This is a genomic window from Alphaproteobacteria bacterium SS10, assembly GCA_019192455.1.
GTDB lineage: Bacteria > Pseudomonadota > Alphaproteobacteria > TMED2 > TMED2 > TMED2.
Genome location: JAHCML010000004.1, coordinates 43,551 through 62,666 on the forward strand (window position 1 = coordinate 43,551; position 19,116 = coordinate 62,666).

The following is a 19,116-nucleotide window of genomic DNA, read 5'->3' on the forward strand; positions in this document are numbered from 1 at the left end:
TTTAAGCCTTCTGCGTGCGGGCACCGTGGATGAAGCGCCGGTCGGTTGCACCGTCCAGGGTGTTGCGTGGGGCATTGAACAGGCGGTTTAGGCCGCCGATAAATGCCTCTGAGCGCATGCGACGGCCACGTGCCATCATGGCATCAAGGTCGACGGCCATTGAAACAGGGGCGTCGTCGTCATCAAAGTAGTCATCGATCGGTGAGATCGCATCTAGGGTCGGTTTGGTCATGGTCTGCGCCTTCAGCTTATGGCCCTCAACAAGGGCAATTGCGGATTGCGCCACCGGTCATTTCCATTCCCACGATCCAGCTCTTAAGTCCTGGCTCTTAGCCTTTGGCGGCCAGATCGTTTGTATGCTTATAGGTCAGTATTACTGTCTTTTTGTGCGTTGCAACAAAAATCGTCGCTTCAGTGGTTTTTTCAAGGGGGATAAGTGGTCGCATGAGCCCTGGTCGATTTACCGAGTATCCCCGCTTGCCAGCCAGCCGACAGCACCCTAGCGTGCCAGGGTCATACTGACCTGACTGATAAGCCGTAATCATGACCGCCACAGATCTTAAGCCGCTTCTTAGTGCCGTGAAGGCTTCTGGTGCTGACACGTTGACGGAGGTGGGGTTGGAGAGCTGGCTAAATGGTCTAGCCGCCGTGCCGAAGCGTTCGGGTGAGGATCAGCCAGGCGAGCGCTACGCCGCCCTGTTGGAGCGGCTGGATGATGGTCAGGCTGATGCTGTGATGGCGGCCGTTGAGGCGCGACGCCTACCACCACCCACCGAGCAGCCGCCAAGCTTTGACCAGCAGGCCGCCCGCCTTAAGGCCCTGCGCCTGGCAATGAAGACTGCCCGGGTGAATGCCTTCATCATCCCGCGCGCGGATCGATTCCAGGGCGAGCAGGTGCCGCCGGGGGATGAGCGTCTGGCCTGGTTGACCGGCTTTAGTGGGTCGGCGGGCCTAGCTGTGGTCACCGCCGATGCGGGCGCGGTGATTGTCGATGGTCGGTATACCCTGCAGGTGCGCCAACAGGTGAATGGCGACCTCTATGATTTCCCAAACTATGGGCAGGACGCCCTGGGTGATTGGCTGGGTGAAGCTTTGTCCAAGGGCGATACCGTTGGGTTTGATCCTTGGCTTCACACCGATGCCGGTTATCGACGGCTTGAGAAGAGCCTGGGGGCCAAGGGCATTAAGCTTAAGGCGCTTGATCAGAACCCCATCGATGGCGTTTGGCAGGCAGAGCCGAGTGGGCAACCCCAGGCACCGCTGGGCACAGTTTTACCCCATGCCCAAAGCTTTGCGGGCGAGGGGGCCGCGGATAAGCGTGAGCGGCTCGCCGACCGGCTTCAGGAACAGGGACTGGCGGGACAGTTACTGTGCCAGCCCGATGGCATCGCCTGGCTGCTAAATATTCGTGGGCGGGATGTACCGAACGCGCCTTTGCCACTCAGCTTTGCAATGTTAAGCGCCGATGGTGCGGTTGACTTGTTCTGCGACCGCCGGAAGCTGCCCGGCCAAACGCGCAGCCATCTGGGCAATGCCGTGACCGTCCATGACCCGGATCATCTGCCTGATTGGTTAGCTGGGTTTGTGAAGCGCGCAAAGGGGCGGGGCATCGGCCTCGCCGCCGGTTCAACGCCACAGCGGCTGATCGAGGTTCTGTCGGCGGCTGATGCCAAGCTGGTGCGTGGCTATGACCATGTGGAGCTGGCCAAGGCACATAAGAACTCAACCGAGCAGCAGGGCATGCGCAACGCCCATCTACGTGATGGTGTGGCCGTCACCCGTTTCCTAGCCTGGTTGGACAGGACGGCACCGAAGGGCGACGTCACCGAATTGCAGGTGGTTGAAAAGCTGCGTGAATGCCGGCGTTCGGTTGATGGCTATCTGGATGACAGTTTCGACGCGATTGCCGGCGCTGGCCCCAATGGCGCTATCGTGCATTACCGGGTCACACCAGAGACGGATGCCAAACTGACCGATGGCAGCTTGTTCCTGCTCGATAGTGGTGGCCAATACGCCGATGGTACGACCGACATCACCCGTACCGTGGCGATTGGACGGCCAAGCCCACAAATGTGCCTCCACTACACCCTGGTGCTTCAGGCCCATTTGGCCGTTGCGATGGCGCGCTTTCCGAAGGGGACGAATGGGGCGGCATTAGATGCCTTAGCACGGCAACCGCTCTGGGTTCGTGGTCTCGATTTTGATCATGGCACCGGCCATGGCGTCGGCAGCTATCTCTGCGTTCATGAAGGGCCGCATCGTATCTCTAAGGCTAGCCACGACTTCTCTCTCGAGCCAGGCGTGATCCTGTCGAATGAGCCGGGTTACTACCGTGAGGGTGAGTACGGCATCAGGATCGAGAATTTGGTGATTGTTCAGCCGCGCCCACTGCCGGGGGATGAGCGGGAGATGTTGGGCTTTGAAACCCTGACCCTGGCGCCCTTTGACCGGCGCTTGATCATCGGTGCGATGTTGAGCGGGGAAGAGCAGGCCTGGATCGAGGCCTATCACAACCGGGTCTATGACATGCTGTCGCCGCTGCTGGAGGAAGAAACCCGCCAGTGGTTGGAGCAGGCAACCCAACCGGTATAAGGCCGAAACCCAATCCAAACGGCACAAATAGCAAAAGCGCGAACCGGGCTGGCTCGCGCTCTAACTTTTAGTGTGAGGTGGGCAGGCGAGTGCCCAGGCCGTGGTTAAGGCTTAATAGCCTTCACGGTCCATGCGCTTGCGCATCAGCTTGCGATGGCGGCGCTGTGCTTCGGCCTTCTCACGAGCCTTCTTCTCAGATGGCTTCTCGTAATTCCGGCGAAGTTTCATCTCACGGAAAACACCCTCGCGCTGCAGCTTCTTCTTCAGCGCGCGCAGGGCCTGATCGACGTTATTGTCGCGAACCTGAACGTTAACGATGGTCCTATCCTCCAATTGACGCTGCGGGGCTCGCCCTCGCGGCGTGTCACTTCCTAATAGCCTATCATGTGTCTGACCGGCCAAATTCCGACGCGATGACCCATGCGATTGACGCCATAAAGCGGCACGGTAAGGAAACCATCAAGGGGGCAAATGGTCCGATCTGACCAACCAGCGCGCCAAAAACAGGCATCTACACAGGTTGTCCGGTAATCGAGAAGCTGGGTGATACACGAGCGATACGTTGCCGTAAAGCCCCAATAAGCGTGTTAGGCACTTGCTGCAAACCAGTATTTCGCGCTTTTAATGCGTGGTGTTTGCGCGGTGGCTGTCTTGTGGACGTCGCTGCTTCCTGATGGGTGCCAGAAAAGCCATGGCCATCTTGCCAATTCTGCGAATGGGGCATCCCACCCTCCGCCGCCTTGCTGAGCCGTTAGAACTACCCGCAAAGCCAGAGATACGGCGCCTTGCCGCCGATATGATTGAAACCATGGTGGCCGCCCCGGGGGTTGGGCTCGCCGCCCCTCAGATCGGCCAATCGGTGCGGATGATCGTCTATCAACTGCCCGCCGCCCGGCTTGAGGCGCAGCCCGATGGTGATGAACCGACCCCACCCATGCCGCCAACGGTTTTGATTAATCCAGTGCTGCGCCCACTATCAGAGGCACAGCATTATCGGGCTGAGGGGTGCCTCTCCATCCCCGGTATTAGGGGCGAGGTGCCGCGTTACCGCCATCTCAGCTATCACGGCTATGACTTGGACGGTCAGCCGATCAGCGGTGAGGCCCATGATTTCCATGCACGGGTTTTGCAGCATGAGGTGGACCACCTGGATGGTGTGCTCTATCTCGATCGTATGGTCGATATGATGAGCATCGGTTTCCTTGATGCCATGATAGAGCCAGCCGCCGATGCCGACCCTATTGAGACAGTAGAGAAAGACTGACCGCCATGACCGCCCAGATTGATGAGATGGAAGAGCTTCGTGACCGTCTATTGCTCGCGGTGATGGATAGTGTCCCGTTTGATGGCTGGACGGAGCGGGCCCTGCGCCAGGCCGCCGATATGTGCGGCGAAGACTACGCAACGGTTGAACGGGCGTTTCCCCGCGGTATCCCGCAGGTTCTTGACCGCATGGCCGATTGGGCCGACCGGCAGGCGGTTGATTTCCTCTTAAGCCACAAGGTGGAAGAGATGCGGGTGCGGGACCGGATCACAGTCGCGGTCCGTGCCCGGCTTGAGGCGCTTGCCCCTTATAAGGACGCGGTTCGCCGCTCCATGGCGCTGATCGCCAGCCCACCCAGCGGACGGCAAGTGCCCGGCGTGATTTGGCGAACGGCGGATCGGTTCTGGGATGCTGCCGGTGACACCGCCACAGACTACAATCGCTATACCAAGCGTGGCCTGCTCTCAGGTGTTTTGGTCTCCACCACCCTGTTTTGGCTGACCGACGATAGCGATGGCCATGAGGCAACCTGGACCTTCCTTGACCGCCGCATCGACAATGTCCTGACGCTTGGCAAGAATTTGGGCCGCATTAAGCCGGTGCTGGATCGGGCGGATAAAGCCTCTGAACTACCGCGCAGCCTGTTGAAGCGGCTCGCTGGTCGTTTCGGCGCGGATCAGGCGCGGGGCGGTGATCAGCCCAATGCCCCAGGCTCTGACGCCCTCCATTAGGCCGATCTAGCTGGCCCGTCTTGCCAGATAAATACCGGTCAGAACCACCAGCCCGCCGATAATATGCAGCGGGCCCAACGCTTCACCAAAGATGACCCAGGCCAGCAGGGCCGCCACCACTGGCTGCAACAGCAGGCTGGTCGAGGCGAAGGTTGAGTTCAGGTGCGCGAACCCATAGGCGATGCAAGTCTGGCCACCAGCATGGCTAATCACCGCAAGCGCGATGACCGCACCCCAGCCAAAGCCGCTGCTTGGCCAAATCTGCTCACCCAAGATAACGGCCAGAAGCACCAGGATCGGCGTGGTGATCAGGGATGACCATGCCATGATGGTGAGCGGGTCAAAGCGACGGCTGAGTTTGGCGACGCTTAACTGATAGGCGGCATAGGCCATGGCGGTGGCGATACCTAGCACATCGCCGATCAAGTTCCGGTTGCCCAGCTCCAGGCTGGTGAACATCAGGATGACACAGCCAATCATCGCCAGCGCCAACCCCATCACCAGGCCGCGATTGGGTGGATCCTTGAACAGTAGCCAGGCGGCTAGGGCGACAAAGATCGGGGCAAGATTGGCGAGTAGGGTTGAGTTGGCGACGGTGGTGAACTCGATTGAGTAGTGCCAAAAACCCAAATCCGCGGCGAAGCTCAAGCCGCAGAAACCCAGGCCCAAAGCGCTGCCCTGGATGAAAAAGGCCTGGAATGGGGGTGGCCCCGGGTCGGTGTGCCGGGCGCGCCGCTTATGGGAAATGGCCGCCAGCAGAAACAATAGCGGCGTCGCCAGGCCAACCCGCCAAACCGCACTGGCCACTGGCCCCACATCACTCAACCGCACAAAGATGGGCGCAAACGCAATGCCGATCGCGCCGGCAATAATGGCAAGAAGGGCCAGCCTTTGCGGCCTGGCGGCCTGGTTTGCCGCCTCATCATCGCTGAGGGTGAGCGGGCTGCTCATGCTGGGCTAACAGGGGCAGGTTGCGGTTGTGAAGACCCGCGCAGCCTAACCCAGGTGTCGCGTTAATCCGATACCGGAAATCGGCATTGGCGCCATGCCCTTAGGGTTGGTCCTGGCGCTTCTCCGTGCCGGTCAGGTCAAGGCGTGCGCTGCGAAGCTCTTGTGCTAGGTCGCGAAGCCGCTTTGCCGCCCGCCGTAACTCATCCGCCGGGTCCTGGAGCGAGGTATTGCTTGGGGCCTTGGTTACGTTGGCATTGGCCGACGCTTGTCGTTGTTGTTCCGCCTGCTGTCGTCGATAGCGGCCACGGGCGATCCAGCGGGCATAATCATCCAGCTGCTGGCGTTCTTCCGCATCGGGCTGTTTGCCCAGATTGCCGTCATAAGCCTCTGCACCACGTGGAACATAGTTGCTCAACTCTTCCTGTCTGGGGCGGTCTGGGATCCAGGCGGCTTGGCCTGAAATGCCGGTTTCGCCTTCTGGCTCGTCGCGGTCATCAATGATTTCAGGATCGTAGTCGCTGGAGAGCCAAGGCTCCGGCAGGACGATCTGCGGTTGGTAGGCCGCGCGCTGGGCGATCTCTTTCGGTCCGAGGAGGCGTTTGGTGTAAAAATCGATAACCAGCATGGCGACGGCTTTCCCTATCGTTGGTTTCCATCAGTGGATGGTCGTCAGTTAGCCGCAGCTGCCCTTATCATTCACGATTTATTGTCTGTTAAACTGTGTTAAGATCAGCTTACCGTGGTGGGCAGTAATCGGGGGATAGCCATGCCATTTGCATTTCAGCCGGTATCGCGCGGCTCTACGCGTCAGAACCAGCGTCGCCGGGCGTTTGAGCGCCAGGCCGCCGAAGAGGCGCAGCGCCGTGAACGTATAACCGGCGCCGGATGGCTTGCTCTCGCAGCCGGTGCGGGTTTCGCCATGCTGGCCTGGCAGGCGACAGCAAATGCCCAGGCTTATGGCGGTGGACATGGCGGCTTTGGCCAGCCTGAGACCTATGCCTGCAGCCCACACTCTCATGCTCTACTCTCACAAGTTGAGATGATGAAGGTTGCCGGTCGTGGCATCCAACAACGCTGGGCGAACGAGGGTTTTGGCGCCGCTGTTGGTCAGCCTAATGACGGTAACAGGATTATGCAGGTGGCCACCGGTATCGCCGGCGGCACGAACATGATTAACGATATCACCAGCGGTAACGCGCCGGCTGGTCCACAGCCTGGGGTGATCCCCGGCACCAATGGCGCCTTCGGCAGTCACGCCTCAATGGGCGGTGGAATGGGCGGTATGGGGGGCCATGGTGATATGGGCGGCGGTTATGGCGGCCCACCAACCGGTCCAGGTGCCGGTGGTTTTGCCATGCCAGCGATGGCTGGTGTGCCCGGTATGGGCGGTGGCATGGGTGGCGCTGGTTATGGTGGCGGACACGCTCAAATGGCCATGGCCTCACCAATGTCAGCCGCTGGTCAGGCTGCTGGCACCCCAGATTTGGCGCAGCAGATGGGCCTCGGCCCGAACAGCCTGTTGGGCGCAAACCCACAGCAGTTGAACGCTGGCCTCAACGACATGATGAACAGTGTGAACCCGATCGCGCCAAGCTATGAGCGGTTCTTCCAGGCCCATCCGAGCATGAAAACCCATCTCGAGATGGCGCAATCCATGGGTTATGTGACGCCAGCGGTCAATGTTGACCCGGCCGCCGTCGCCCGTCAGTTCGGTATTGAATATGACGGCAACTCGATGGACCCATATGCGTATATCCCGCCAAACACGGGCTCTGCGCTGAGCCGGATTGCCATGCGGTTCCGCAGCTTGTTCTACTAGGGCAGGCGTTTAAGGCACCAAAACAGCGCGCTTGCCTATCGTCGGTTTCGGTGGGCACTAAAATCTCTGTCGTAAGTCGGCGTTTGTGTTACCACACGCCGACTTTTTCATTTTTCATGAACCGCTTAGGCCCATCCTGGCCGTTTGCGGTCATGTGACCGATCAATCCCAACCAGCCTGACCGATGAAGCTGTACCGAAATCCAAGCGATCTTGGCACCGATGCCCAGGGCGGCGCGGTGGTGATCGGTAATTTCGATGGTGTCCATCGCGGTCACCAAGCGCTGATCGATGCCGCCAAGGGGCTGGTTGAGGACGCCCCGGTTGGGGTGCTGAGTTTTGAGCCGCACCCGCGTCAGTTCTTTAAGCCTGATACCCCGCCATTCCGCCTGACCCTGTTCCGCCAGAAGGCGCGGTTGTTGCAGCGGGCGGGTGTCGGTCATTTTCTGGTCCGTGGCTTCAATCAGGATCTAGCCAATCAAAGTGCCGAACAGTTTGTAGAGGAGCACCTGCTTCAGGGGTTCCGGGCGCGTCACGTGGTTGTTGGCGCAGACTTCAAATTCGGTAAGGGCCGAACCGGCAATCCAAACCTCCTGGCCAAGATGATGGCAGAGGCGGGCGGTGAGGTAACCGTCCTTGGAGCCGTAGGCGATGAGGTTGGGACCTTATCCTCATCCCGTGTCCGGGATGCGCTGATCGAGGGCGATGTGGCCGAGGCCGCCAGTATCTTGGGACGACCATTTGATCTGGGTGGCATGGTGCAGAAGGGCGCGCAGCGTGGCCGCACTATGGAGTTCCCCACCGCCAATATCTCGCTTGATGAGGCGCTACAGCGCCCAGCTTACGGGGTCTATGCGGTAACCGCCGCCGTCAGTTCAGACAGTATTGAGGCGGATGAGCCGGAGCATTGGTGGCAAGGTGTCGCCAATTTCGGCAAGCGACCAACCGTCGACGGTGTTCAAGAGCTGCTGGAGGTGCACCTTTTTGATGTGCAGCCCGACCTCTATGACAGCTACCTAAGGGTTCAGCTGCATCACTTCATTCGACCCGAACAGAAGTTCGATGGGGTCGAGGCACTAAAGCGGCAGATCGAGTTGGATGCTGCTGCGGCCAAAACTGAACTGTCCAAAGTATAAGGCCTCTGCGCCGCTTAGCCCTTTGGATTGAAGCCCTACTGTAGGGCCTCAAATATTGAGCTCAGCATGTCGTAGGCTTCACCCGCACCGTCTGCGGTTTCGTAGGCAGTGAAGGCATGGCTCGCCAGGCTACTTCCCTTCTTTAGTCTACCCCGTCGCAGGCTTTGCATCTCCTGCTCCTGCTGTTTTAGCTGCCGCCTGACACTAAACGGTGTCGACGTCGCCAAGTTCAGCTCGTAAACGCCCTTTTCTCTATGACGGGATCGTTGGGTTAGTGCCTCAACGAAGTTTCGATCTGCAATGGCCTGTTGTTGTGGAGAGAGGCGGTTCTTGCCTGACCGGGGTGATGCCCCCATAGGGATCGGCTTAGTTCGAATAGCCTCGGCCTCTGCTGCCGCTTCATGGACGAGATAGCAGGCGGCCAGGCTGATGATCATCTGCAGTTCGCCGGCATCTAGCCAGACCCCCTCACACAAAGGACAGATGTCGACCGCAACGCCAAACCGGTCAAAATGCTCCATCCCCGCGCCATCGATAGGGCAGGGGCGATGGTCAGTATTCTGTTTGGTCATGGCCATGTTGGTGATGACCGTGCGGGTGAGCTTCTTATGCTTACTGCGCATTATGGCGAGTGGCCGTGCTGCCCGCTCCACAATCGTCTCAAGCTCACCCTTATCGCAGAAGATGCCCCGGCATTTCGGGCATTGGTCAACAACGACACCTTGGTACTCAACTTCGACGAGAGTAGCGCCATCAACGGGGCATTTTCGATCAATCATGTAAGCTCACGTGGTTGTTCTAGCCAGCCTGTTCAAGTTGGACGTTTTGCTTGGGCAAGTGCTTGGCCAGGCTCGGCTAAGTTACGGCCGCTACACAATGCTTCCGCTTGTAGAGAATATATGATAGGAAAATAATCCTTATTTACTTGCTTGGAGCGTAAGACATGTTGGCAAATATGGGGCTCGGTATGCGGGCCATGATGACGCCACTCATATCTGGCCCCAGCTTTGACCCAGAGGCAGGCTTGGCACTGACCGTCGCCTTGCCCCAGGGTGCCTTAGATGCGCAGTTAGATCCCTACAACCCCGTCGATGTTGTGTTCGCCACCAGTGCGGTGTTCCCAAGCAACCCGGTGAATGGTGTTCTGTTTGAACATGGCGGCGGCGGTATCGGTCATACCGTCCTGCTGCGAAATGGCGGCAGCGTATTGCGGGTCCGTGCCGGTGATGGCGCCAGTTCTTACAAGGTTAATGAGACGGCGATCCTGGATCTCACCGACTTCCCGAAGGATGACCAATGGCATGCTGTGGTTTGGGATGTTCGGATTAGTGCCCCCGGTCGTGTGCGGCTCTGGATTGATGGGGTGTTTCAAGGTGAAGCGGTCACCGGTGGCAACGCATTAGAGAGCAATAAATGGTCGGGTGGTGGCTCTGGCGGCTTTGCGACGGGGGCTAATGCCAATGTCAGTGGCGAGGTTGGGCAGCTGCCGTGGCCCGCGACCGTCGCTTCGGAATTGCGTCTCTATGCCAATCAACTGGTGCTGAGTGAGGGTTAGGGCTTGGCCTCCAGCCAGCACTCGCCTATAGCTGGGGCACATGCGATGCGGGTGTAGCTCAATGGTAGAGCCCCAGTCTTCCAAACTGGTGGTGTGGGTTCGATTCCCATCACCCGCTCCATCTTCCCCAGCCATTTGTGATCAGCTCAATCATGCCTAGGCCGGCATTGTCGGTTGCTTGTTGGCGGGCTATTGGTTATCACCACCACTCAGCTTACATCTTGGAACTAAGGTAACGCCCGGCGGGCGAACCCTGGCTCCATGATTTGAGCCGTGTAGGAGCGTAGCTCAATTGGTAGAGCACCGGTCTCCAAAACCGGGGGTTGTGGGTTCGAGTCCCTCCGCTCCTGCCATCTTCCAAAGGCCTTGGTCGGCGGTGGATGGCAACAGCTAATCTGGTTGATGAAGTAGGCAGACACATGTCGAGTTGGCGCCCCCTGACATTCGCTCGCGAAGTGCGAACCGAAGGCGAAAAGGTCACCTGGCCGAGCCGTAAAGAGACCATGACCACGTCCATGTTCGTGTTCCTGATGGTCGCGTTCTGTGGCGTGTTCTTCGTGATTGCCGACCAGATCATCCTCTGGGTGGTCAGCGCCATCCTTGGAATTGGCTGATTTAGTTTAATCAAGCGTAATGCTTCGTGAAGGAGTGAGCGGCGATGGCTGAGCCCCGCTGGTATGTGGTCCATGTCTATTCCGGCTTTGAGACGAAGGTGGCTGAAGCCATCCGTGAGAAAGCCGAGAAGGTGGGCCTCGCTGATAGTTTTGATGAGATCCTGGTCCCCACCGAAGAGGTGGTTGAGATGCGCCGGGGTCAAAAGGTCAACGCCGAGCGTAAGTTCTTCCCCGGCTATGTGCTGGTACGGATGAAGCTGAGCGATGAGAGCTGGCACCTGGTCAAGAACACCCCGAAGGTTACGACCTTCCTTGGTGGTGGCGGCAAGCCAATGCCGATCCCAGACCGGGAAGCCGAGCAGATCATGAACCAGGTGCAGGAAGGTGTGGAACGTCCACGTCCATCCATCACCTTCGAGATTGGCGAGCAGGTGCGGGTGGCCGATGGTCCGTTCGCCTCGTTCAACGGCTCGGTTGAGGAAGTCGATGAAGAGCGCGCGCGCCTTAAGGTGGCTGTGTCGATCTTCGGTCGCTCCACCCCGGTGGAACTGGAATTCAATCAGGTTGAGAAGACCTGATCTAAAGATTGGTCGGGCCCGGCTTTCACGGCTGGGCTTGCCAAATGGTGTGGAAGTCTATTTATTCCGCGCCGCTGAGCGGCCAAAAGGTTAGTAACCAGGCGGCCTGACTTAGCTTGTATGTGTGGGAGATCGGGTCTCCGGGTTGTACTCCACCCGGCACCAAATAACGGTCGAACCACGCGCCCTTAAAAATCAGATTGCCCACACCGGGTAATTGGAAATCGGGTAAACGGAGAAAACCGATGGCTAAAAAAGTCACCGGCACCATCAAACTTCAGGTGCCAGCCGGTAAAGCTAACCCATCGCCGCCAATTGGGCCGGCACTGGGTCAGGCCGGTGTTAACATCATGGAATTCTGTAAGGCTTTCAATGCCGCCACTGGCGAGCAAGAGCCTGGTGTTCCGCTACCGACCATTATCACTGTCTATCAGGATCGGTCTTTCACCTTTGAGACCAAAACCCCACCTGCCTCCTTCTATCTGAAGAAGGCCGCCAAGGTCCAAAAGGGCTCCGGCGAAGTGGGCCGTGGCGCCACGGTTGGCAAAGTCAGCCGCGCCCAGGTCAAAGAGATCGCGGAAGCGAAAATGAAGGATCTGAACGCAGCTGATATCGAAGCTGCAATGCGCATGATCGAAGGGTCAGCGCGATCCATGGGCATCGAGGTGACGGGGTAAGCGACATGGCAAAACTAGGTAAGCGCACCAAAGCCCTTCGCGAGGGCTATGACCGTGAGGCCCCACTGGGTCTCAGCGAAGCGGTCGATCTGGTTCTTAAGAATGCAAACGCCAAGTTCGACGAGACGATTGAAGTCTCGATGAACCTCGGTGTTGATCCACGCCACGCTGATCAGATGGTCCGCGGCATGGTTAACCTGCCAAATGGCACTGGTAAAACCGTTCGTGTTGCCGTGTTTGCGAAAGGCGATAAGGCTGACGAAGCTAAGGCAGCTGGTGCTGACATCGTCGGTGCTGAAGATCTGATGGAAACCGTCCAGGGCGGCACCATCGATTTCGATCGTTGCATCGCAACCCCAGACATGATGCCTGTCGTCGGTCGACTGGGTAAGGTGCTCGGCCCACGTGGCATGATGCCGAACCCTAAGCTTGGCACCGTGACCCCGAATGTTGCTGACGCTGTTAAATCAGCCAAAGGCGGTTCGGTTGAGTTCCGGGTTGAGAAGGCCGGGATCATCCATGCCGGTGTTGGTAAAGCCAGCTTCGGTAAGGATAAGGTTCTTGAGAATGTGCAGTCTTTCATTGGCGCCATTCAAAAGGCTAAGCCATCAGGTGCCAAAGGTACTTACGTCACAAAAGTCACGCTGACCTCGACCATGGGTCCAGCCATTAGCGTGGAATTAGGTGACATTTCGGATTTGGCAGCGTAAGTTGCCGCCGATTTTCGGATCGGGGCAGCCTTCATAGGCAATCCCGATCCGATATTCCCGGGCCAATCCGGCGGGGGTTTCCCCACACGCGATGCCCGGTTCTGTCCAAGACCGTAGGTGCTGTTCCAACCCTTTAAGGCGCGGGGCGGCTTAATCCGGCGAAGTGATGAGCTTCAGATGCGGGCCTGCCTAGACGGAAGATCAAGCAGATGATTTCGCCGGCGTTGATCGCCGTGCCGATCCTCTTGCGCCTAGCCTTTCATCAGGCTGGATGAGCTTCTGGGACAGATACGGCCCTCTTGGGTCTGACCGATTGGTTCGCCGATCGCGTTAGCCATTGGGGTTTGAACTGCCGGTTGGGCGGGTCCGGGCTTTGGCCTGGGTTTGACTGGCCGGTGCTTTCCACGGAGCAGGACAAGAGGAGACGAATTCCGTGCTTCGCAATGAAAAAGAGGCGCTTGTCGCTTCGCTGAACGAGACCTTCAAGTCGGCCTCCCTCGTGGTGGTCAGCCATTATTCTGGGCTGTCCGTCTCTGAGATGGAGAGCTTGCGCGCGAAGGTTCGTGAAGCGGATGCGGGGTTCAAGGTGACCAAGAACCGTCTCGCTAAAATTGCCATCGAAGGCACTGACTTCGGTGACATGGGCGAGCTGTTCAAAGGCCCGACCGCCATCACTTACTCGGCCGATCCAATTGCGGCCGCGAAGGTGACGACGGACTTCGCAAAAGACAACGAAAAGCTACAGATCGTTGGTGGGGCGTTTGGCTCCCAGATCCTTGACGCCAAAAGCGTTGAGGCCCTGGCCAAGCTGCCATCCCTCGACGAGCTGCGATCCAAACTGGTGGGTCTGCTGCAAGCTCCAGCTCAGCAGATTGTCACCGTCACGCAGGCGCCGGCCACCCAGTTGGCGCGTGTGTTCCAAGCCTATGCCGATCAGGGCGAAGCCGCGTAATCGCGTTGGCAGCCTGATCGAAAACAACTGCTAGATCTGAAGGAAATTGAACAATGACCGATCTAACTAAACTGGTTGAAGACCTTTCCAGCCTTTCCGTTCTGGAAGCTGCTGAGCTGTCCAAGCTTCTCGAAGAGAAGTGGGGCGTTTCTGCTGCTGCTGCTCCTGTTGCTGTTGCTGCCGTTGGTGGCGCTGGCGACGCCGGTGGCGCTGCTGAAGAGAAAACCGAATTCGACGTGATCCTGGCTTCTGCCGGCGACAAGAAAATCAACGTCATTAAAGAAGTCCGTGGCATCACCGGCCTGGGCCTCAAAGAAGCCAAAGACCTGGTCGAAGGCGCGCCAAAAGCCGTTAAGGAAGGCGTTGCTAAGGACGAGGCTGAAGAGCTGAAGAAGAAACTGGAAGAAGCCGGCGCTACCGTCGAGCTCAAGTAATCTCGTCACATCATAGTGATGGGGTGCGGCTGGCTGTCACGTGACAGCCAGCCGTTCTTCGTTTTGGGCCTAGCCCTATGAAGGCAGGCATGGGCTGGAACTGTTGATAAACCTGGGCTTTGCCGTCTTTTGCTCTTGACAATTTACGTTCACGCCCAACCTCCAAATTCATGCGCTGCACAAGAATCGTCAAAAAATACGTAAATCGGCGATTGTCAGTGTCGTATTTCATGCCTATAACAGCGATCTCTCAATATCCGGATGATTGCGTTGACGCGCCGAGGTGGCATGCCACACCCCAAGGAATTTTCGTCACGCCGCACTGTTAAGGCAGCGCGAGCGGGCATTCTGCTGTTTGCGACCACTGTCGCAACCGGCAGAAGCTGTCGAAAGCTTTTGACGGCAAAGCGAAGCAAGAAACGGCTCGCTTTAAAAATCGCCAGCAAGGCCGCCATGGGCGCCTGTGTGACGGCGACGTGCATGATGCGGCACCGGAAGGGATTGGCCGAGGCCAACTAAAATTGACTGACTAAACAGAGCGGGTCGGCCCTCGAGGCCGTGCCCGTTTTCGTGACTTTAAAAGAGACGACCGTGCGGCCTGACTTCAAGGGCCAAGCGGTGAAGGCAATAGCAAAGGCAGCAGGTTAAGGATCAGGAGACCGCCAACCCAACCATTCAAACCCTATCATCGTCGAATGATCAGCATCCTCCGTGAAGAGAATGCACCCCGCGTCAACGAGCGATCATCGACGAGTTATCGGTCTGAATTGATTGGTGAGACGGTACCTGGCCGAAACCAGCAGGGCGAAGCAGATAGGAAACGAGTATGTCGAAGCCGTTCACAGCCGTTAAGCGTGTGCGCAAGAACTTCGGGCGGATTACCGAAGTGACGGAGATGCCAAACCTGATTGAGGTGCAGCGCAGCTCCTATGACAAGTTTCTCCAGCCAAGTGAGGATGATCCCTCAGGTTTGGCCGAGGTGTTTAAATCGGTGTTCCCGATCCGTGATTTCTCGGATCGTGCGGAACTCGATTTCGTCTCTTATGAGCTGGAAGACCCGAAATATGACACTGAAGAGTGTCAGCAGCGTGGTCTGACCTACGCAGCACCTTTGAAGGTGACCCTGCGCCTCTCCGTCTTTGACGTTGATGAGGATAGCGGCCTGCGCTCGATCCGGGACATCAAAGAGCAAGACGTCTATATGGGCGACATGCCGCTGATGACCGATAACGGTACGTTCATCGTGAACGGCACCGAGCGGGTGATCGTTAGCCAGATGCACCGTAGCCCTGGCGTGTTCTTCGATCACGATAAGGGCAAGACCCACGCTTCCGGTAAATACCTCTTTGCTTCCCGCGTGATCCCTTACCGCGGTTCCTGGCTCGACTTTGAGTTCGATCCCAAGGACATGGTTTATGTGCGTATCGACCGTCGCCGGAAGCTGCCGGTGACCACCCTTCTTTACGCCCTCGACAGTGCGGAGACCGAAGAGTACCGCGCCGAGGTTGAGGCCAAGAAGGTCGATGGTGTCGACGCCGAAGTGGATCGCATGCTGATCAACGGCATGACCCGTGAGGAAATCCTCGCCAACTTCTACCAGCCAATGGTGGTGAGTAAGGGCAAGGATGGCTGGGTCGTCGATTTCAGCGCTGACGCTGTTAAGGCCCTTAAGCTCTCCGGCGACCTGCTGGACGGTAAGAGTGGAAAGGTCGTGCTTGAGGCTGGCAAGAAGCTGACCCCACGTACCCTGAAAAAGCTCGATGAGTCTGGCGTTAAGTCCATTCGCGTTGCTGAAGAGAACCTGGTCGGCATGTTCCTCGCCAATGACTTGGTGGACATGGCAACCGGTGAAGTCATCCAGGAAGCTGGTGACGAGATCGATGAGGACATGCTCGCTGTTCTAGCTGAGCGGAAGATCACCGATCTGAACCTCCTGCAGCTCGACCAGGTGTCTGTTGGCGCCTACATCCGCAACACCATGGCGATCGATAAGAACGCCACGCGTGAAGATGCGCTGATCGATATCTATCGCGTCATGCGCCCAGGTGAGCCGCCAACCTTGGAAAGCGCAGAGGCGCTGTTCCACGGCCTGTTCTTCGATCAAGAGCGCTACGACCTCTCGGCTGTTGGTCGGGTGAAGATGAATTCTCGCCTGGATCAAGAAACCGATGATCAGCTGCGTGTGCTGCGTAAGCAGGACATCCTTGAAATCCTTAAGATCCTAATGGAGCTGAAGGACGGCAAAGGCGAGATCGACGATATTGACCACCTCGGTAACCGCCGGGTCCGTTCGGTCGGTGAGTTGATGGAGAACCAGTATCGCGTTGGCCTGCTGCGTATGGAGCGTGCCATTCGTGAGCGGATGTCCTCTGTCGATATCGACACCGTCATGCCGCATGACCTGATCAATGCGAAGCCGGCTGCTGCTGCTGTGCGTGAGTTCTTTGGCTCATCCCAGCTCAGCCAATTTATGGACCAAACCAACCCGCTCTCTGAGATTACCCACAAGCGCCGTCTGTCAGCGCTTGGCCCGGGTGGTCTGACCCGTGAGCGTGCTGGCTTTGAGGTTCGTGACGTTCACACCACCCACTATGGTCGTATCTGCCCGATTGAGACCCCTGAAGGTCCAAACATTGGTCTAATCAACTCGCTCGCTACCTATGCTCGCGTGAACCGCTATGGCTTCATTGAGAGCCCATATCGGAAGGTCGAGAAGAGCAAGGTGACCGATGAGGTGGTTTACCTCTCCGCTATGGAAGAGGGCCGCTACACCATCGCTCAGGCGAACTCTGAGCTGGATGGCAAAGGTCAGTTCGTTGAAGAGCTGGTTGACTGTCGTCAGGCCGGTGACGGTGTCCCCGCGATGCCTGAACAGATCGACATGATCGACGTCTCGCCAAAGCAGCTTGTCTCGGTTGCGGCCGCACTCATCCCGTTCCTTGAGAACGATGATGCGAACCGCGCGCTGATGGGCTCGAACATGCAACGTCAGGCTGTGCCACTGCTGCAAGCAGATGCACCGCTGGTTGGTACCGGCATGGAAGCAACCGTGGCCCGCGATAGTGGCGCCTCCGTGGTTGCTCGCCGCACCGGTGTGGTTGACCAAGTCGATGGTAACCGGATCGTTGTCCGGGCCACCGAAGAGGATGACCCAACCGCACCAGTGGTCGACATCTACAAGCTGCGGAAGTTCCAACGCTCGAACCAGAACACCTGTATTACCCAGCGTCCGTTGATCAAAACCGGCGATTTGGTTCAGGCTGGTGAGATCATCGCTGATGGCCCATCGACCCAGTTCGGTGAGCTGGCGCTTGGCCGTAACGTGCTCTGCGCGTTCATGCCTTGGATGGGCTACAACTTTGAGGATTCCATCCTGATCTCTGAGCGGATCGTTCGTGATGACGTCTTCACCTCGATCCACATTGAAGAGTTCGAGGTCATGGCCCGCGATACCAAGCTGGGCCAAGAGGACATCACCCGCGACATCCCGAACACCGGTGAAGAAGCGCTGCGCAACCTTGATGAGGCTGGCATCGTCTATATCGGTGCCGAGATTGAGCCGGGCGATATCCTGGTCGGTAAGGTGACGCCAAAGGGTGAGAGCCCAATGACGCCGGAGGAGAAACTGCTCCGCGCCATCTTTGGTGAGAAAGCGTCCGACGTTAAGGATACCTCGCTAAAGGTGCCACCAGGTGTGACCGGTACGGTCGTTGAGGTTCGTGTCTTCTCACGCCGCGGCGTTGATAAGGACGAGCGGGCGCTGTCGATCGAGCAAGCTGAGATCGAGCGCCTCGCGAAGGACCGTGATGACGAGCGTCGCATCCTTGAGCGTAACTTCTATGGTCGCCTGCGCGAGCTGCTGATCGATCAGAAGTCCGCTTCTGGTCCGAAAGGCTTCAAAACCGGTGGCAAGATCACCCCAGAGGATCTGGATCAGTTCACCCCTGGCCAATGGCGCCAGATCACGGTGGCTGACGATAAGGCTATGGGTACGATTGAAGCGATCGGCGCCACCTTCGACAGTGCTATTGAAGCCCTGTTGAGCCGCTTCGAAGACAAGATCGAGAAGCTGCAACGTGGTGATGAGCTGCTGCCTGGTGTGATGAAGATGGTCAAAGTCTTCGTCGCGGTGAAGCGTAAGCTTCAGCCTGGTGACAAGATGGCTGGCCGCCACGGCAACAAGGGTGTGATTTCCAAGATCGTTCCGATTGAGGACATGCCTTACCTCGAAGACGGCACCCATGTGGACATCGTCCTGAACCCGCTGGGCGTGCCCTCGCGGATGAATGTGGGTCAGATTCTTGAAACCCATCTGGGCTGGGCAGCGGCATCGCTGGGCCAGCAGATCGGTAAAACCGTGAACCGGGTCCAGGCGCTGGCGCGCTCGGATCAAGACACGGCGCCGATGATGGAAGACCTCAAGACCAAGCTGAAAGACGTCTATGGCGACGCTCAGTACAAAGCTGAGGTTGAGCCCATGAACGAGCAGCAGCTGCTTGATCTTGGCAAGAACCTGACCGGCGGCGTGCCAATGGCAACGCCAGTCTTTGACGGTGCCCGTGAGGAAGAAATCAACGGCATGCTTGAGCTTGCTGGTCTGTCGACCTCGGGTCAGGTGACCCTGATCGACGGCCGGACGGGTGAGCCGTTCCACCGGATGGTGACCGTTGGCTACATCTACATGCTGAAGCTGCACCACTTGGTGGATGACAAAATCCACGCCCGTTCGATTGGCCCATACAGCCTCGTCACCCAGCAGCCGCTTGGTGGTAAGGCCCAGTTCGGTGGTCAGCGCTTCGGTGAGATGGAGTGTTGGGCGCTGCAGGCCTATGGCGCTGCTTACACGCTGCAGGAAATGCTGACCGTCAAATCGGATGACGTCTCTGGCCGTACCAAGGTCTATGAGTCGATCGTTCGCGGCGATGACAATTTCGAGGCTGGTATTCCAGAATCCTTCAACGTCCTCGTGAAGGAACTGAAATCCCTTGGCCTGAATGTGGATCTAACCCAAAGGGCGCTTTGATTAGCGCCCTTTAGGGAAATTGGACGACTGACCTTTTTATTCGACCGATCGGCAAACTCAGCCGCGGTTACGACAGATCAT

At 57.9% G+C, this 19,116-nt stretch carries 18 protein-coding genes, 2 tRNA genes and 1 pseudogene; 15 read left to right on the forward strand and 6 right to left on the reverse strand.

Going from position 1 to position 19,116, the window contains the following annotated elements; all coding sequences use genetic code 11:
• Position 1: 1 nt before the first annotated feature.
• Complete coding sequence (locus KI792_07740) at positions 2 to 286, reverse strand: hypothetical protein (GenBank protein ID MBV6632909.1); 285 nt, start codon at positions 284 to 286, stop codon at positions 2 to 4.
• Between the two features lie 257 nt (positions 287 to 543).
• Here KI792_07740 and KI792_07745 point away from each other — a divergent pair, with 257 nt between their 5' ends.
• Positions 544 to 2,592 (forward strand): aminopeptidase P family protein, encoded by a 2,049-nt coding sequence (locus KI792_07745; protein ID MBV6632910.1) that lies wholly within the window; start codon positions 544 to 546, stop codon positions 2,590 to 2,592.
• A 111-nt stretch (positions 2,593 to 2,703) separates the two neighbouring features.
• Here KI792_07745 and rpsU read toward each other — a convergent pair whose 3' ends face one another.
• A complete protein-coding gene (gene rpsU / locus KI792_07750) occupies positions 2,704 to 2,910 on the reverse strand; it encodes a 30S ribosomal protein S21 (protein ID MBV6632911.1) in 207 nt (68 codons plus the stop codon).
• Between the two features lie 373 nt (positions 2,911 to 3,283).
• Here rpsU and def point away from each other — a divergent pair, with 373 nt between their 5' ends.
• Positions 3,284 to 3,856: a peptide deformylase gene (def, locus tag KI792_07755; protein MBV6632912.1), complete on the forward strand. Its 573-nt coding sequence runs from the start codon at positions 3,284 to 3,286 to the stop codon at positions 3,854 to 3,856.
• A 5-nt stretch (positions 3,857 to 3,861) separates the two neighbouring features.
• Positions 3,862 to 4,587 carry a COQ9 family protein gene (locus KI792_07760; protein ID MBV6632913.1) on the forward strand — a complete coding sequence of 242 codons (726 nt, stop codon included), beginning with the start codon at positions 3,862 to 3,864 and terminating at the stop codon, positions 4,585 to 4,587.
• A 6-nt stretch (positions 4,588 to 4,593) separates the two neighbouring features.
• On the opposite strand, the gene KI792_07765 is transcribed toward KI792_07760, so the two are convergent.
• The gene (locus KI792_07765) at positions 4,594 to 5,538 is read right to left on the reverse strand and encodes a DMT family transporter (protein ID MBV6632914.1); all 945 of its coding nucleotides are present in this window, start codon (positions 5,536 to 5,538) and stop codon (positions 4,594 to 4,596) included.
• A gap of 100 nt (positions 5,539 to 5,638) precedes the next feature.
• On the reverse strand, positions 5,639 to 6,163 hold the full coding sequence (locus KI792_07770; protein ID MBV6632915.1) for a hypothetical protein: 525 nt from the start codon (positions 6,161 to 6,163) through the stop codon (positions 5,639 to 5,641).
• A gap of 141 nt (positions 6,164 to 6,304) precedes the next feature.
• Between KI792_07770 and KI792_07775 the strand changes: the two genes are divergently transcribed.
• Together KI792_07775 and KI792_07780 are read left to right on the forward strand one after the other, a co-directional pair.
• Positions 6,305 to 7,357, forward strand: coding sequence for a hypothetical protein (locus tag KI792_07775; GenBank protein MBV6632916.1), 1,053 nt, complete (start codon positions 6,305 to 6,307; stop codon positions 7,355 to 7,357).
• 184 nt (positions 7,358 to 7,541) lie between these two features.
• The gene (locus KI792_07780) at positions 7,542 to 8,492 is read left to right on the forward strand and encodes a bifunctional riboflavin kinase/FAD synthetase (protein ID MBV6632917.1); all 951 of its coding nucleotides are present in this window, start codon (positions 7,542 to 7,544) and stop codon (positions 8,490 to 8,492) included.
• A gap of 35 nt (positions 8,493 to 8,527) precedes the next feature.
• On the opposite strand, the gene KI792_07785 is transcribed toward KI792_07780, so the two are convergent.
• Positions 8,528 to 9,064, reverse strand: a complete 537-nt coding sequence (locus tag KI792_07785; GenBank protein ID MBV6632918.1) for a zf-TFIIB domain-containing protein — start codon at positions 9,062 to 9,064, stop codon at positions 8,528 to 8,530.
• A 66-nt stretch (positions 9,065 to 9,130) separates the two neighbouring features.
• Positions 9,131 to 9,271: pseudogene (locus tag KI792_07790) on the reverse strand (zf-TFIIB domain-containing protein).
• A 164-nt stretch (positions 9,272 to 9,435) separates the two neighbouring features.
• Here KI792_07790 and KI792_07795 point away from each other — a divergent pair.
• The 10 genes from KI792_07795 (at position 9,436) to rpoB (ending at position 19,035) form a co-directional block, all read left to right on the forward strand.
• Positions 9,436 to 10,047, forward strand: coding sequence for a hypothetical protein (locus KI792_07795; protein ID MBV6632919.1), 612 nt, complete (start codon positions 9,436 to 9,438; stop codon positions 10,045 to 10,047).
• 47 nt (positions 10,048 to 10,094) lie between these two features.
• Positions 10,095 to 10,168: transfer RNA gene (locus KI792_07800), tRNA-Gly, on the forward strand.
• 156 nt (positions 10,169 to 10,324) lie between these two features.
• Positions 10,325 to 10,400 (forward strand) — tRNA-Trp (locus KI792_07805).
• Positions 10,401 to 10,466: 66 nt separating this feature from the next.
• A complete protein-coding gene (gene secE, locus KI792_07810) occupies positions 10,467 to 10,661 on the forward strand; it encodes a preprotein translocase subunit SecE (protein MBV6632920.1) in 195 nt (64 codons plus the stop codon).
• A gap of 44 nt (positions 10,662 to 10,705) precedes the next feature.
• A complete protein-coding gene (nusG, locus tag KI792_07815) occupies positions 10,706 to 11,239 on the forward strand; it encodes a transcription termination/antitermination protein NusG (protein MBV6632921.1) in 534 nt (177 codons plus the stop codon).
• A gap of 245 nt (positions 11,240 to 11,484) precedes the next feature.
• Entirely contained in the window at positions 11,485 to 11,916 is a 432-nt protein-coding gene (rplK, locus tag KI792_07820; protein ID MBV6632922.1) for a 50S ribosomal protein L11, read from the forward strand.
• Between the two features lie 5 nt (positions 11,917 to 11,921).
• Entirely contained in the window at positions 11,922 to 12,626 is a 705-nt protein-coding gene (rplA, locus tag KI792_07825; GenBank protein MBV6632923.1) for a 50S ribosomal protein L1, read from the forward strand.
• Between the two features lie 433 nt (positions 12,627 to 13,059).
• Positions 13,060 to 13,578: a 50S ribosomal protein L10 gene (rplJ, locus tag KI792_07830; protein ID MBV6632924.1), complete on the forward strand. Its 519-nt coding sequence runs from the start codon at positions 13,060 to 13,062 to the stop codon at positions 13,576 to 13,578.
• Between the two features lie 53 nt (positions 13,579 to 13,631).
• Complete coding sequence (gene rplL, locus KI792_07835; GenBank protein MBV6632925.1) at positions 13,632 to 14,012, forward strand: 50S ribosomal protein L7/L12; 381 nt, start codon at positions 13,632 to 13,634, stop codon at positions 14,010 to 14,012.
• Positions 14,013 to 14,838: 826 nt separating this feature from the next.
• Positions 14,839 to 19,035, forward strand: a complete 4,197-nt coding sequence (gene rpoB / locus KI792_07840) for a DNA-directed RNA polymerase subunit beta (GenBank protein MBV6632926.1) — start codon at positions 14,839 to 14,841, stop codon at positions 19,033 to 19,035.
• Positions 19,036 to 19,116: the final 81 nt, after the last annotated feature.

What these genes read in the sequence shown, in the direction of transcription:
- rpoB (MBV6632926.1), top strand. Translation starts at nt 14,839, where the DNA reads ATGTCGAAGCCGTTCACAGCCGTTAAGCGTGTGCGCAAGAACTTCGGG.
- KI792_07770 (MBV6632915.1), bottom strand. Translation starts at nt 6,163, where the DNA reads ATGCTGGTTATCGATTTTTACACCAAACGCCTCCTCGGACCGAAAGAG.
- rplK (MBV6632922.1), top strand. Translation starts at nt 11,485, where the DNA reads ATGGCTAAAAAAGTCACCGGCACCATCAAACTTCAGGTGCCAGCCGGT.
- nusG (MBV6632921.1), top strand. Translation starts at nt 10,706, where the DNA reads ATGGCTGAGCCCCGCTGGTATGTGGTCCATGTCTATTCCGGCTTTGAG.
- rplL (MBV6632925.1), top strand. Translation starts at nt 13,632, where the DNA reads ATGACCGATCTAACTAAACTGGTTGAAGACCTTTCCAGCCTTTCCGTT.
- KI792_07745 (MBV6632910.1), top strand. Translation starts at nt 544, where the DNA reads ATGACCGCCACAGATCTTAAGCCGCTTCTTAGTGCCGTGAAGGCTTCT.
- KI792_07775 (MBV6632916.1), top strand. Translation starts at nt 6,305, where the DNA reads ATGCCATTTGCATTTCAGCCGGTATCGCGCGGCTCTACGCGTCAGAAC.
- KI792_07785 (MBV6632918.1), bottom strand. Translation starts at nt 9,064, where the DNA reads ATGACCAAACAGAATACTGACCATCGCCCCTGCCCTATCGATGGCGCG.
- KI792_07795 (MBV6632919.1), top strand. Translation starts at nt 9,436, where the DNA reads ATGTTGGCAAATATGGGGCTCGGTATGCGGGCCATGATGACGCCACTC.
- def (MBV6632912.1), top strand. Translation starts at nt 3,284, where the DNA reads ATGGCCATCTTGCCAATTCTGCGAATGGGGCATCCCACCCTCCGCCGC.
- KI792_07780 (MBV6632917.1), top strand. Translation starts at nt 7,542, where the DNA reads ATGAAGCTGTACCGAAATCCAAGCGATCTTGGCACCGATGCCCAGGGC.
- secE (MBV6632920.1), top strand. Translation starts at nt 10,467, where the DNA reads ATGTCGAGTTGGCGCCCCCTGACATTCGCTCGCGAAGTGCGAACCGAA.
- KI792_07760 (MBV6632913.1), top strand. Translation starts at nt 3,862, where the DNA reads ATGACCGCCCAGATTGATGAGATGGAAGAGCTTCGTGACCGTCTATTG.
- rplA (MBV6632923.1), top strand. Translation starts at nt 11,922, where the DNA reads ATGGCAAAACTAGGTAAGCGCACCAAAGCCCTTCGCGAGGGCTATGAC.
- KI792_07765 (MBV6632914.1), bottom strand. Translation starts at nt 5,538, where the DNA reads ATGAGCAGCCCGCTCACCCTCAGCGATGATGAGGCGGCAAACCAGGCC.